11 protein-coding genes are annotated in these 12349 nt (G+C 72.6%); 1 reads left to right on the top strand and 10 read right to left on the bottom strand.

From position 1 onward, the window contains the following. Positions 1-40: 40 nt before the first annotated feature. Positions 41-1834, top strand: coding sequence for an alpha/beta-hydrolase family protein (locus tag D1648_RS04135; RefSeq protein ID WP_164518579.1), 1794 nt, complete (start codon positions 41-43; stop codon positions 1832-1834). Positions 1835-1843: 9 nt separating this feature from the next. Here the strand turns inward: D1648_RS04135 and D1648_RS04130 are convergent, their stop codons facing one another. The 10 genes from D1648_RS04130 to D1648_RS04085 all read right to left on the bottom strand — a co-directional run bounded on the left by D1648_RS04130 (position 1844) and on the right by D1648_RS04085 (position 12328). Then, positions 1844-2704, bottom strand: a complete 861-nt coding sequence (locus D1648_RS04130) for a sulfurtransferase (RefSeq protein WP_122939550.1) — start codon at positions 2702-2704, stop codon at positions 1844-1846. Beyond that, positions 2701-3915, bottom strand: a complete 1215-nt coding sequence (locus tag D1648_RS04125; RefSeq protein WP_122940226.1) for an endonuclease/exonuclease/phosphatase family protein — start codon at positions 3913-3915, stop codon at positions 2701-2703. Before D1648_RS04125 ends, D1648_RS04130 begins: the two co-directional genes overlap by 4 nt. A gap of 140 nt (positions 3916-4055) precedes the next feature. After that, a complete protein-coding gene (locus D1648_RS04120) occupies positions 4056-4580 on the bottom strand; it encodes an AAA family ATPase (protein ID WP_122939549.1) in 525 nt (174 codons plus the stop codon). A gap of 1 nt (position 4581) precedes the next feature. Next, positions 4582-4902 carry a hypothetical protein gene (locus tag D1648_RS04115; protein WP_122939548.1) on the bottom strand — a complete coding sequence of 107 codons (321 nt, stop codon included), beginning with the start codon at positions 4900-4902 and terminating at the stop codon, positions 4582-4584. A 42-nt stretch (positions 4903-4944) separates the two neighbouring features. Then, positions 4945-6210 (bottom strand): TFIIB-type zinc ribbon-containing protein, encoded by a 1266-nt coding sequence (locus D1648_RS04110; RefSeq protein ID WP_241155350.1) that lies wholly within the window; start codon positions 6208-6210, stop codon positions 4945-4947. Between the two features lie 19 nt (positions 6211-6229). Further along, entirely contained in the window at positions 6230-7432 is a 1203-nt protein-coding gene (locus D1648_RS04105; RefSeq protein WP_122939547.1) for an SPFH domain-containing protein, read from the bottom strand. A gap of 135 nt (positions 7433-7567) precedes the next feature. After that, a complete protein-coding gene (locus D1648_RS04100) occupies positions 7568-9382 on the bottom strand; it encodes an ABC transporter ATP-binding protein (protein ID WP_122939546.1) in 1815 nt (604 codons plus the stop codon). Positions 9383-9589: 207 nt separating this feature from the next. Beyond that, the gene (locus tag D1648_RS04095) at positions 9590-10528 is read right to left on the bottom strand and encodes a bile acid:sodium symporter family protein (RefSeq protein WP_122939545.1); all 939 of its coding nucleotides are present in this window, start codon (positions 10526-10528) and stop codon (positions 9590-9592) included. A 31-nt stretch (positions 10529-10559) separates the two neighbouring features. Beyond that, entirely contained in the window at positions 10560-11204 is a 645-nt protein-coding gene (locus D1648_RS04090) for a response regulator transcription factor (RefSeq protein WP_122939544.1), read from the bottom strand. After that, positions 11201-12328 carry a sensor histidine kinase gene (locus D1648_RS04085; RefSeq protein WP_241155349.1) on the bottom strand — a complete coding sequence of 376 codons (1128 nt, stop codon included), beginning with the start codon at positions 12326-12328 and terminating at the stop codon, positions 11201-11203. The genes D1648_RS04090 and D1648_RS04085 overlap by 4 nt, the downstream gene beginning before the upstream one ends. Positions 12329-12349 lie beyond the last annotated feature (21 nt).

Below are 12349 nucleotides of genomic sequence, written 5' to 3'. Positions count from 1 at the left end.
GGGTACGGAGCGCCGCGCCGTGCTCCGATAGCCTGCCTGCATGCCCTCCGGCCCCGCCTCCGCACTGTCCCCCCTGACGAGCCTCACCGGCGGCGCCGCCCGGATGGTGCGGCGGGCCACCCGTCGCGCAGCCCATCGTGCGCGGCTCACGGCGATCTCCGCCCCGCTGGACACCGGCGGCTTCCTCGGCGCCTCCGTGACCGCATGGATCTCGACCTCCCCCAGCCTGCTGCCGCGCACCTGGTGGATGTGGGCGGCGAACATCGGGCTGTCCGAGGTGTACGGCTACGCGACCGGCTCGCTCGTCGGCCGGGTCGTGCACCGCACCGCCGCCGCGATCGGGCTCGAGGTCGACATCGCCCCCGACCACCGTCGACGTGCCCGCTGGGCGGGCGCCGGCGCGCTCATCGGGATCACCGCCTACTCGTGGGTGCGCGGAGTGCTGCGCCAGCGCGAGATCAGCCATCTCGTCCAGCAGGAGCCTAAGAACCTCGCCACCCATGTGGTGGGCACCCTGGCCGGGGCCGGCTTCTCCGCGGCGGCGCTCGTCGCCGCGCGGGCCACGATCGCGACCGCGGACATCTACCGGGCGCTGCTGCGCCCCTATCTGCCGGCGCGGGTGGTCGGGGCGGTCTCGCTGGTGCTGACCGCCGCGACCGTCGGCGTCGTGCTCGAGCGGCTGATCCGCGGGCGGGTGCTCGAGGGGATGATCGAGCGGGCCGAGGCCGCGAACCGGCTGATCTCCCCCGACGTCCCGCGCCCCACCTCCGCGCTGCGCTCGGGCGGGCCGGGATCGTTCGAGGCCTGGCAGTCCCTCGGCGCGCCGGGCCGGAAGATCGTCTCCGCCGGCGCGGACGCGGCGCGGATCTCCCGCACCGTCGGGGCCGAGGCGCGCGAGCCGATCCGCGTGTACGCCGCGAAGTCCGGCTCCCGCAGCCTCGAGGACACCGCCGCGGCGGTCGTCGCCGAGCTCGACCGCACGGGCGCGTGGGACCGGGAGGTGCTGGTGCTGTTCACCGGGACCGGCACCGGCTGGCTGCAGGAGTGGTCGCTCTCGGCGATCGAGTTCCTCACCGCCGGCGACTGCGCGACCGCCTCGATCCAGTACTCCTACTTCCCCAGCCCCCTCACCTATCTCGCCGACCGCCGCTCCCCGCAGCGGGCCGGGGCGCTGCTGCTGCGGGCGGTGCGGCGCCGGATGGCGCAGCTCCCGCCGGAGGACCGGCCGCGGCTGTACGTGGCCGGGGAGTCGCTGGGCGCCTTCGGCGGCAGCGCCGCCTTCCGGGACGTGCCGGAGATGCTCTCGAGCGTCGACGGCGCGGTGTTCACGGGCACGCCGAGCTTCACCCCGCTGTGGGAGCAGATCACGGCCCGGGCCCGGCCGGGCTCCCCCGCGGTCGCGCCGATCATCGACGACGGGCGGCACATCCGTGTGGTCACCCGCCCCCGCGACCTGCACCGCGACTACTGGGGCGGGCTGTACGCCGAGTGGGAGCATCCCCGCGTGGTCTTCGCCCAGCACCCCTCGGATCCGGTGGTGTGGTTCGATCCCTCGCTGCTGTGGCGGGAGCCGGCCTGGCTGCAGGAGCGGGTGGGGCACGACGTCACCCCGGCGATGCGCTGGTTCCCGTGGATCACGTTCTGGCAGATCGCCGCGGACATGCCGCTGTCGATCACCGCGCGCGGCGGGCACGGCCACTCGTACCACGAGGAGATGGTGCCGATCTGGGCGGCGGTGCTGGGCCAGGACGTGCCCGAGGCGGAGCTCCCGGCGCAGCGGCGCCGCCATCGCGAGATCGTCGCCGCGATCCGGGAGATCAACCCCGGCGCGTGACCGGTCAGCTCAGGGGTTCGGGCCGACGGCGACGGGCCGTGCCCGATCCGCGCTCCACTGCGACCAGGAGCCGGGGAACAGCCGCACCTTCTCGAAGCCCGCGGCCTCGAGGGCGAGCAGGTCGTGGGTGGCGGTGACGCCGGAGCCGCAGTACACGATCGTCTCGCGGTCCTCGCTCACCCCCGCGGCCTCGAAGCGGCGGCGCAGCTCGGCCGGGTCCAGGAAGCGCCGCTCCTGGTCGAGGTTGCCGGCGTAGGGCAGGTTCACGGCGCCGGGCACGTGGCCGGCGCGGGGGTCGATCGGCTCGACGTCCCCGCGATAGCGCTCGGCGGCGCGGGCGTCGAGGACGACTCCGTCGGACGCGGCGGCGAGCGTCGCGACCTCGTCGGCGCTCGCGATCCGCTCCGCAGGCCAGTCCCGCACCGGCACGTCGCCGGGCACGGGGGTGACCGGGCCGCTCTCGAGCGGGCCGTTCCAGGCGCGGAGCCCGCCGCTGAGCACGGCGGCGTCGTGCCCGAGGGCTCGCAGCATCCACACCAGGCGCGCGGCGGGCCCGCCGTCGGTGTCGTCGTAGGCGACGATGCGGGAGTCCTCGGTGACGCCGACGCGGCGCAGGGTCGCGGCGAAGTCCTCCGGGGCGGGCAACGGGTGTCGGCCCGCGCCGGGGCTCGCCGGCGCGGCGAGCTCGGTGCCGAGGTCGACGTAGACCGCGCCGGGCAGGTGAGCGTCGAGGTGGGCGTGCTCCCCAGTCGAGCCGTCCAGGGCCCAGCGCACGTCCAGCAGCACGAGCGGCCGCGGGTCGTGTGCGGCCTCGTCGATCAGGGCGTGCAGCTGCGCGACGTCCAGCAGCGGTCCGAGCCGGCCGCTCACGTCGTCACCTGCAGGTCCACGCGCACGAGACGGTGGTCGGAGGTCGGGAAAGGGTCGGTGCCGGTCAGCTCGCTGCCGGGGGTGCCCTGCCGGGGCCAGAACACGGCCGAGGAGACGATCGGAAGGCCGCGCGAGGGCAGCACGTAGTCCACGCGGAGGTTGCCCGGGCTCGGCTCGGAGAAGTCCGCGGTGTCCAGGCTCGCCTTGCCGGTGTGCTCCGTGTTCGCGCCGCCCTGGGACTCGGCGGCCTCGACGGCGCCCTCGCTGGCCGGCTCCGGGTCCTGCACGCGCGGGTGGCGCAGCAGCTGCTCGATCGCGCCCGGCCAGGAGTCGCCGTCGGCCGGATCGGAGTTCAAGTCGCCGAGGATCACGAAGGGGGCGCCGGCCTCGAGGCCGCCGCGCGTGCCGTCGTCGTCGACGATCCACTTCGCACGGCTGCCGGAGCTCAGGTAGTCGACCCAGAGCCGGATCTCGTCGTGGTTGCGGCGCTGGTTGCGCTTCTCGGGCCCGTCGAAGCTCGGCGGCGTCGGATGCGCGGCGAGGACGTGCAGCACGGTCGAGCCGATCTGCACCGGCACGTCCCAGTGGGACTTCGAGCTCAGGCGCAGCTGCGGGGAGATCTCCGGGCCGTAGAAGTCCGTGGGCAGGAGGTTGCGGGGCATGTCCGCCCAGCGCAGGTCCTGGAAGGTGCGCACCTGGTCGGCGAGGATCGGGTGGCGGGAGAGGACGACCATCCCGTACTGGCCGGGGAACTCGCCGAAGCCCCAGGCGTCGTCCGGGCCGCCGACGGTGCCGTCGCGGTCCAGGTCCAGCTCGGACGGGACGCCCGTGTTCACGGGTGCGCTGAAGGAGTAGGGGTAGAAGGCCGGGCTCTGCCCGTTCTGCGGCACCTCGAGGTACTTCTCGCGGAAGAGGTCGATGCCGCGCCCCTCGGCGTCGTGGTCGAACTCGTTGAGCAGCAGGATGTCGGGGTTGTTGATCTGGATGACCTCGGCGACGGCCCGGATCTGGGCGTCCTCGCCGCCGGCGAGGTCCTCGAGCAGCTGCCCCTCGCGCCCGCGGTGCATCGAGACGTTGTAGGTCGCCGCGCGCAGCGGCTGGACGTCCCCTCCCCTGCGCACGGGCTCCGCAGCGGAGGCGGCGGCCGGGAGGCCGAGCCCGGCAGCGGCGGCGGCGACGAACGCGCGGCGACGGGTGAGGCGAGGAATCATGACCTCCATTGTGCACGTTCACAGCGCCGGACGACAGGCGGCTGTGGACGGCCGGGGCGGCACGCGCGATGGCACACCGAGGAGCATGAGAATCGCGTTCCTGGGCACGGGCCGCTCTCCGGTGTGGACAGACCCGAGGCTCAGCACCGCGCCGCGGCGAGCACGGCGCGGGCCGTGCCGCGGGGATCCTCGGCGATCGGGACCGTCGCGTCCTCGACCGCGGCGGCGTCGAGGATCGCGGTGAGCTCGTCGAAGCGGTCGAGATGCCAGTCCAGCGCGGACTGCTCGTGCTCGTGGCGTCGGCGCAGGCGGGCACGCACCAGCTCGCGCGGGGCCACGAGCCGCACGACCGTGAGCGGAGCACCCATCGCTTCCTCGTACCGGCTGCGAGCCGCTCTCTCCTCGAGCACTCCCGCCGCGACCAGGATCTCCGCGCCCGTCCCGCGGTAGTTGCGCGCCATATCGCGCAGGTTCACGAGCTCGATCGCGGTGTTGAAGCGGTCGCCGGTCGGGGCCGGCCATCCGCGACGGATCGCGTCGAGATCGATCACCGCGCCGGGGACGCCCCGCTCCTCGAGCTCGTCGCCGACCGCCTCGGCAGCCGTGGTCTTGCCGACGCCGACAGCCCCGATGAGCAGCAGCGCACGGCTCGGCCGCTCGCCCATGTCACTCCACCCGGATCCGGCGCACGCGCTCGAGGTGGTCGGTGCTGTTCTGCCCGGACATGGTGCGGCTGCGCTGGCGATTGTTGGTGCCGACGCGGCGGTCGCCGGAGCGGAGGTTGCCGACGGCGACATCGGTCTTCTTCTCGAACTCGTGGCGCTTGTCGGTGTTGCGGTAGTAGCGGTAGATGCCGATGTACACCGCGGCGAACACGGCCGGGCCCGCGAGGAAGGGGAAGGCGATGCCGGCGGCCCCGTCCCCGGAATCGGCCAGCAGCATCGCGACGGAGGGATCCGCGGCGATCTCAGCGAGCAGCGGGTGCATGCGGGACTCCTCGGGGTCGGTCGGTCGTGGTCATCGGGCCGGTCACATGAACATGTAGGCGAGGCCCGCCAGCGCGCCGAGCACCGCGGCGACCGTTCCCGCGGCGCAGGAGACGGCGAAGATCTTCGGGTGCGAGACGGGCACCGAGCCCATCGTGTTCCCGTTGCGGGCGTTCACGGCGATGTAGTGGACGAGGGAGCCCTCGCCCTTGGCGGAGTCGGCGTAGCTGTACAGCCACACCGGCACGTAGATCGAGACCCAGCGGGAGCCGTGCACCGCCACACCCTCCTCGTCCCAGCGCACCCCGCGGTCGTAGCGGGAGATGGTGGGCGTGGCCTTCGACCGGGCGATCGCCAGGAACTTGTCCTCCACCTCGGCGTCGACGTCGCGGACGTTCAGGTCGCGGCGCTCGGAGGTGAAGCCCTTGAGGTAGTGCGAGCTGTAGACGACCGCGTTCTCGGTGTCGTAGGGCTGGACGGCGCTGAGGATGTTGTTGGTGGCCCGGGCGTTGTCGTCGGCGTCGAAGCGCTTGGCGGACTCGACCGTGAGGTCGTCGACGAGCAGGTCGAAGGCGCGCTGGACGGCATACACGTCCGCGTCGTAATAGGTCTCGGTGACGTACTGGTCCTTGCCGACGCGTCGGCGCACCGTGTACTGGCGCGTGGTGACCTCGCCGGTGCCGCGCAGCACGGCATGCATGTTCCCGTCGACCACGAGATACGGGATGTACACGCCCATCACGTTCTCGGGCACGAACTCCTGCTTGAAGCGACCCTGCGCGAAGGTCTTGCGCTTGCCCGCGAAGGCGTCGATCCGCTCGACCGCCTCCTCGCGGGTGAGCAGGAAGGGCAGCACCGCATCCGGCACCGCGCCGCCCGGGATCTGCGTGTTGATCGAGAGGGTCTGACGGCACCAGTGGCAGCGGGCCTGCATCTCCTGCTCGACGTTGATGACGACCTCGGCGCCGCAGCCCTGGCACTTCAGGGTCACGGTGGTGAGGTCCTCACGGACGTCCGCGGTGCCGGACGCCAGGGTGTGGCCGCGCAGCTCCGCGATCGAGGAGTCCAGCCCGAAGCGCTGCTCGGCGACGTCCTCGTTCCAGGCGAAGCGGCAGTAGGAGCACACCAGCGCCTTCGCGGTCAGCGAGTACTGGATCTCGGTGGAGCCGCAGCGGGGGCACTTGTTCAGCCCGTCGGGCCGCCCGGAGCTGGTGTCGATGATGCGCTCGGAGGGCTCGTGCGGGTCACCGGGCGTGGGCGGCTGCGGGGGCTGCTCCCCCTGCGGATCCTGCGGCGGCTGTGCGGTCATCGTCGTGCGTCGGCGCGCCTCAGAGGCCGAGCGCGGCCTTCTTCGCCGCCTCGTAGTCCTCCTCGCTGATCAGCCCCTGCTCCAGCATCTGCTTGTACTGGGCGAGCTTCGCGACGGGGTCCTCCTGCGCCGGCGCGGCGTCCTGCTGCTGCGGGGCCTGCTGCTGCGGGGCCTGCTGCTGGCCGGGCGGCGACCAGGGCTGCGCCGGGTTCACCATGCCGCCGGCCGCACCCATGCCGGCCCCGAACATCGCCAGGCCCGCACCGCCGCCGTTCTCGCCCGCGGCCTGCACACCGCGCGCGGCGGCCTGGTTCATGAAGGACTGCGAACGGGCACCGGAGAGCGCGTCGGCCTTCTGCACGTCGGCGAGCAGCTCACGGGTGCGCTGGTCGTACTCGATCGAGACGATCGAGGTCTTCACGATCGCGAGGCCGCGGTCGCTGGACCAGCGGTAACCCTCCTCGACGGCGGCCGAGAGCGACTGCGCGAAGCCCACCGAGTCGCCCTGGATGCGGGAGATGCGGTTGCCCTTGTCGGGATCGTTCGTATAGCGGGAGAACGCCTGGGCGAGGGAGCCGACGACCTCCTGGAACATCTGGTTCCCGGCCGCGTTGTCGGGGTCGGAGAAGTCGAACACGGGCGCGTTCGCGGAGATGAACGAGGCCGGCACGAAGTTGTGCACGAACAGCAGCGGGTCGATGATCCGCAGCGTGTAGGAGCCGCGGGTGACCGCGCCGACCTGCGCGTTGAGGTAGGCGTCGTCCCAGTAGATCTCGGACTGGGTGCCGAAGCGGTTGTCGGGGATCTCCTTGAGGTTCACGTAGAAGGCGAGCTGCTGCGAGGAGGGGCGGCCGCCGAACTTGAAGCGCTCCCAGGAGGTGCCGACGGTCGAGGCGAGCACCTCGTCGCCTGCGAAGACCGAGCGCGCATCGGGCGAGGAGTCGTCGAACTCGTAGCCGCCGGCCTCGGTGATCAGGCCCGTGGCGCGGCCGTCGACGACCGTGATGAGCCCGTACCCCTGAGGCACGAGGATCTTCGAACCGTTGGAGATGATGTTCTTCGAGCCGCGGGTGTTCGCACCGCGGCCGGCGTTCGTGCCCTGCGGCACCGCGGGGAACAGCGCCGCCGTCTGCGGCAGGCCGTCCGGCACGGTGAGGAAGTCCTTCCACTGATCGGCGAACATGCCGCCGATCGCGCCCTTGAATGCCTGGATGAATCCCATGTGAGCTCCTTCGTCGCCCCCGAGCGTGTGATCGCCGCCATCGTAGCGCCCGGCCCCGGACGCCCGCTGGGCGCCCGGATACAGTTCCCCGCATGGAGTCCCGCGACCTGCACCGGCTGCACAACCGGCGGCTGCTCACCCGGTGATGTCGAAGCGCGCCAGGCGCCTGCGGTCCCCCGAGCTCTGCAGGTCCAGCAGCTGGGCGTAGATCCCTCCGGAGGCGGCGAGCTCGGCGGGGGTGCCGATCTCGTCGATCCGCCCGTCCTCGAGGGTGATGATCCGGTCCACGGCCGCGATGGTCGAGAGGCGGTGGGCGATGATCAGCGAGGTGCGTCCCTCCATCAGCTCGTCCAGGCCCTCCTGCACCTGCCGCTCGGCGCGGGTGTCGAGCGCGGAGGTCGCCTCGTCGAGCACCAGCACCGGAGCGTCCTTGAGGATCGCGCGGGCGACCGCGATGCGCTGGCGCTGACCGCCGGAGAGCTTCAGCCCCCGCTCGCCGATCACCTGCTCGTAGCCGCCGGGGAAGCGGCGCACGAAGCCGTCGGCGTTCGCGCGGCGGGCGGCGCCCACGACCTCCTCGTCGCTCGCGCCGGGCCGGCCGTAGGCGATGTTCTCGCGCAGCGTGCCGGAGAACAGGGAGGCGTCCTGGAAGACCACGCCGATGCGGGAGCGGAGCACGTCCAGCGGCAGCTCCGTGCTCGAGCGGCCCACCACCTCGACCGCTCCCTCGCGCGGCTCGTAGAGGCCCAGCAGCAGGTTCACGATCGTGGACTTCCCGCCGCCGGACTCGCCCACCAGCGCGACCTTCTCGCCCCGGTCGACGGAGAAGTCGATGCCGTGCAGCACGTCCTCGCCGTCCTCGTAGGCGAAGGACACGTCCCGGAAGCGGACCACGGGCGCGCCGGGCACCGGCTCGACGACGGGGGCCGGGGCATCCTCCTCGGCGCGGGCGAGCATCGCGGCGGTGCGCGGATCGACCTCGGCCTCCATGACGCGGAAGTAGTCCCGCGAGCCCGCGATCGCCCGCTGGGAGGAGTCGATGACCCAGCTCATCGACTCGACGGGGGCCTTGGCCATGCTCATCAGCTGCACCAGCAGCACCATCTCGCCGAGCGTGAAGGCCCCCTGGACGGTGCGCACGAAGATGATCACGTAGATCCCGAAGAACACGAGGTTCAGCACCGCGCGGCGCAGCACGTCCATGCGATGCCAGTGCGTGGACTGCGCGCGGGTGGTCGCATCGGTGGCGTGGAAACGGCGGCTGAAGTCGGCGAGCTCCCCGCGCTCGCGCACGAAGGACTTCACCACCCGGATCTGCCCCACGACCTCGGCGAAGCGGCCCGAGGCGATGTCGACCTGCTCGTTCTTCTCGGCCTCGAGGCGCTGCCACTTGACCGAGGTCAGCGAGGTCAGCCACACGTAGACCGGGAACACGATCAGCAGCAGCAGGGCCAGCGGCCACGCGTACCAGGCGCTGATGGCGAGCACCGCGACGGTCGTGATGAGCATCGAGGCGAAGGTGTTCGACATCATCTTGGCGAAGTTCGTGATCTCGGTGATCGAGCGGTTCAGCCGCGCCACGATCGTGCCGGTGATCTCCCCGTCGAACCAGCGCTGCGGCAGGTGGAGGAGCTTGTCGTAGTAGCGCACCGAGAGGATGGTGCGCATCCGGTTGCTCATCACGTCGCCGAACCAGCCGCCGACGTTGGAGACGACGGTGTTCAGCAGCTCCGCGACCAGCACCGCCGCCGCGATCAGCACCACCGCGCGCACCGCGGTCCCGGTGGGGGTGCGCCCGCCGACGGCCGCGGTGACCGTGTCGGTCGCGTTCCCGATCAGGAAGGGGACGGCGAGGCCCGCCGCGGCGGTGAGGATCGAGCAGAGGATGACCGCCGCGTAGAGCGGGGCCAGGTCGCGGGTGAAGCGGACGATGCGCAGGAGGGATGCCACCTTCCCAGGCTAGGGCGCGCGCCGACGCCCGCCGCGCGGGTTCTCTCTGGGCGCACCGCGTCGGCGGGCCCCGCCGCGCTCGGAGGCCTGGCCCGCGCCCTCCTGAATCGCCCATCCCATGAGGGGTGTCGGAATGCGCCGTGATTCCGACACCTCACACTGGATACCACCGGGTGACCGATGGTGCGGGCGGCGGGGCGGCGGCGCTCAGCCGTCCCGGGGGCCGACGACCCCGAGGAGCACCCCGAGGGTGGCCCGCTCCCCCGCCCGTCGGCGGCGCAGATAGCCGCTGACCAGCGCGTAGGGCACGAGCATCACGAAGCCGACCGCGCTCAGCAGCAGGATCGCGACGACGATCGAGCCGGCCGCCTCGCTGTTCTCGGCGCCGGTGCGGGCGACCAGCAGGGCCGCGGCGATGTTGCGCTGGCTGGTGAGGATCGCGGGGCCGTCGGGGACGGTGAGGGTGTCCCCGGCGAGGTCGCCGGCGAAACGTCCCGCGGCGAAGGCGAGGGCGACGAGCCCGGCGGCGACCAGCATCACCGGGGACAGCAGCAGCTGGAGGACGAAGCCGGAGTTCGCGCCGAAGCCGGAGAGGAACATGAGCACCGCGGAGACCGCCGCGACACCGCCGGCGATGCGGGCGAAGGCGTCGGCGCGGCCCGGCCAGACGGCGGCGACGACGATCCCGGCGATCATCGGGGAGAGCATCGTGCCCAGCAGCAGCTCCGCGACGGACCAGCCGTGCACCTCCACGTCCCGCAGCAGGAACGGGACCACGAGCGGCATGAACACGATCGAGCCGAGCAGCAGCACGGCCATGGGGCCGGCCGTCTCGCCGTAGGGGATGCGGGCCATCGCCCCGAGCTGCAGCACGAACGGGGCGCCCGCGGCGCACAGCGCGATGACGAACCCCTCCCCCGTCTGCCGGGGCAGCAGGTCGCTGAGCAGCCAGATCAGGAGCGTGCCGACGGCGGGGACGACCACGAAGTTCGCCCCCAGCACGGCGAGGACGGTGCGGCGATCGCGCAGCTGGTCGCGGAAGGCGCGCAGCGGGGTGCGCAGACCCATCGAGAGCATCGACGCGATCGCGAAGGCGGGCACGCTGACGCCGATCAGCGCGCTGAGCAGTGCCTCGATCGTCTCCACGGGGGACCACCCTACGCGCGCCGGCGGAGGCTCAGATCCACCCGTTGTCCGCGGCGCTCCTGACGGCCTCGGCCCGGTTCGCGACGCCGAGCTTCCCGATCGCGGCGGAGACGTGGTTGCGCACCGTCCCCTCGGAGAGGAACAGCCGCTGCGCGATCGCGGCGGTGGTGCCGCCTGCGGCGGCGGCCTGCAGCACCTCGGTCTCCTTCGCGGTCAGGGGGCTGGGGCCGACGGCGAGGGACTGCGCCGCCAGCTCCGGATCCACCACCTTCAGCCCCTCGTGGACGCGGCGGATCGCGTCGACGAGCCGCTCGACGGGGGTGTCCTTGACCATGAACCCGGCCGCGCCGGCCTCCATGGTGCGGCGCAGGTAGCCGGCCCTGCCGAAGGTGGTCAGCACGATGATCCGCGGGGCGCCGTCGGCGTTCTGCAGGTGCTCGGCCACCTCGATGCCGTCGGCCGGGCCGGCCGTGCCGTCCGCGGCGGTGCCGGGCGGCATCTGCACGTCCAGCAGGAGCACGTCGGGGCGGTGCGCGGCGACGGCCTCGAGGGTGCCCGCCCCGTCGGCCGCCTCCCCCACCACGTCGATGCCCTGCTCGAGCCGCAGCAGAGCGACCAGGCCGGAGCGGAGGATCGCCTGGTCGTCGGCGACGATGACGCGGATCGCGGGGCTCATGCGGTCGCTCCCATCCTCGCGGTCAGGGCGGTGCCGGTCTCGGAGGAGACCACCTCGAGCCGTCCGCCGGCGAGCGCGATGCGCGCCTCGAGGCCGCGCAGCCCGCTGCGGGAGGCGCCGGCGGGGATGCCCACGCCGTCGTCGACGACGCTCACGGTCTCCTCGGACACGGTGATGCGGGCGCTGGTGGCGCGGGAGTGGCGCACGATGTTGGTGACTCCTTCGCGGATGACGTAGCCGAACAGCTCGGCGAGGTCCTCGGGAAGCGGCGGCACCGCGGTGGGGACCTCCGCCTGGATCCCGGCGGTCGACAGGATGGTGCGGGCCGAGGCGATCTCGGTCGCGGCGCGCACCGTCTGCATCCCCGAGGCGGTGGCGCGCACATCGGCGAGCGCCTGGCGCACGGTCGCCTCGATGTGGACGAGCTGCTCGCGGGCGGCGTCGGGATCGGTCTCCAGCAGGCGCCGTGCGAGCTGCGTGGAGATGGTCAGGGAGGTCAGCGAGTGGCCGACGAGGTCGTGGAGGTCGCGGCCGATCCGCTCCCGCTCCGCGGCGACGGCGAGCACGGCGTTGCGGCGCTGGGCGGCCTCGAGCTGCTCCTGCAGCGCCTGCTGGCGGATCCCGTGGCCGATGCCCCAGGCCATGACGGTGCCCATCACGGCGAAGCCCGCCGGGATCAGCTGTCCGAGCGAGAGCGCGGTGATCATGACGGCGAGGCTCATCGCCAGCATCGAGGGCACCGCCCAGCGCCAGGGCAGCAGGATCACATGCGTCATGGCCTGGAACATCACCATGTACAGGACGTTCACGCCGATCACGGGGATCAGCGCGAGCAGGATCACGGTGCACAGCACGAACCAGATCAGCCGCACCCGCCGCGGATAGAGCGCGATCCCGGTGGTGGCGGCGAACAGCGCGCCGTAGAGGAGCAGCAGCGCGGTCGCGAGCACCATCCGGGCCCCGGGCGCCTGGATCCAGCCGAACACGATCGGGACCAGCACGAACATCACCGGCGGGAGGGAGAACGCGAGACCGCCGGATTCCCGTGCGGCCCGGAGCACGCCGCGCGGCGTGAGCGGACGGGCCTCGGCCTCCTGCTCGTCGGGTCCCTCGTGCACGTCCATGACGGTCATTGTGTCAGCGCC

Source organism: Brachybacterium sp. EE-P12 (genome assembly GCF_003711805.1).
In the GTDB taxonomy this organism is placed as follows: Bacteria; Actinomycetota; Actinomycetes; order Actinomycetales; family Dermabacteraceae; genus Brachybacterium.
This window is presented reverse-complemented; position numbering and strand designations above follow the sequence as displayed.

Coding starts and splice junctions, on each gene's coding strand:
- D1648_RS04125 (WP_122940226.1), bottom strand. CDS start 3,915: ATGATTCCTCGCCTCACCCGTCGCCGCGCGTTCGTCGCCGCCGCCGCT.
- D1648_RS04135 (WP_164518579.1), top strand. CDS start 41: ATGCCCTCCGGCCCCGCCTCCGCACTGTCCCCCCTGACGAGCCTCACC.
- D1648_RS04105 (WP_122939547.1), bottom strand. CDS start 7,432: ATGGGATTCATCCAGGCATTCAAGGGCGCGATCGGCGGCATGTTCGCC.
- D1648_RS04110 (WP_241155350.1), bottom strand. CDS start 6,210: ATGACCGCACAGCCGCCGCAGGATCCGCAGGGGGAGCAGCCCCCGCAG.
- D1648_RS04090 (WP_122939544.1), bottom strand. CDS start 11,204: ATGAGCCCCGCGATCCGCGTCATCGTCGCCGACGACCAGGCGATCCTC.
- D1648_RS04085 (WP_241155349.1), bottom strand. CDS start 12,328: ATGGACGTGCACGAGGGACCCGACGAGCAGGAGGCCGAGGCCCGTCCG.
- D1648_RS04120 (WP_122939549.1), bottom strand. CDS start 4,580: ATGGGCGAGCGGCCGAGCCGTGCGCTGCTGCTCATCGGGGCTGTCGGC.
- D1648_RS04115 (WP_122939548.1), bottom strand. CDS start 4,902: ATGCACCCGCTGCTCGCTGAGATCGCCGCGGATCCCTCCGTCGCGATG.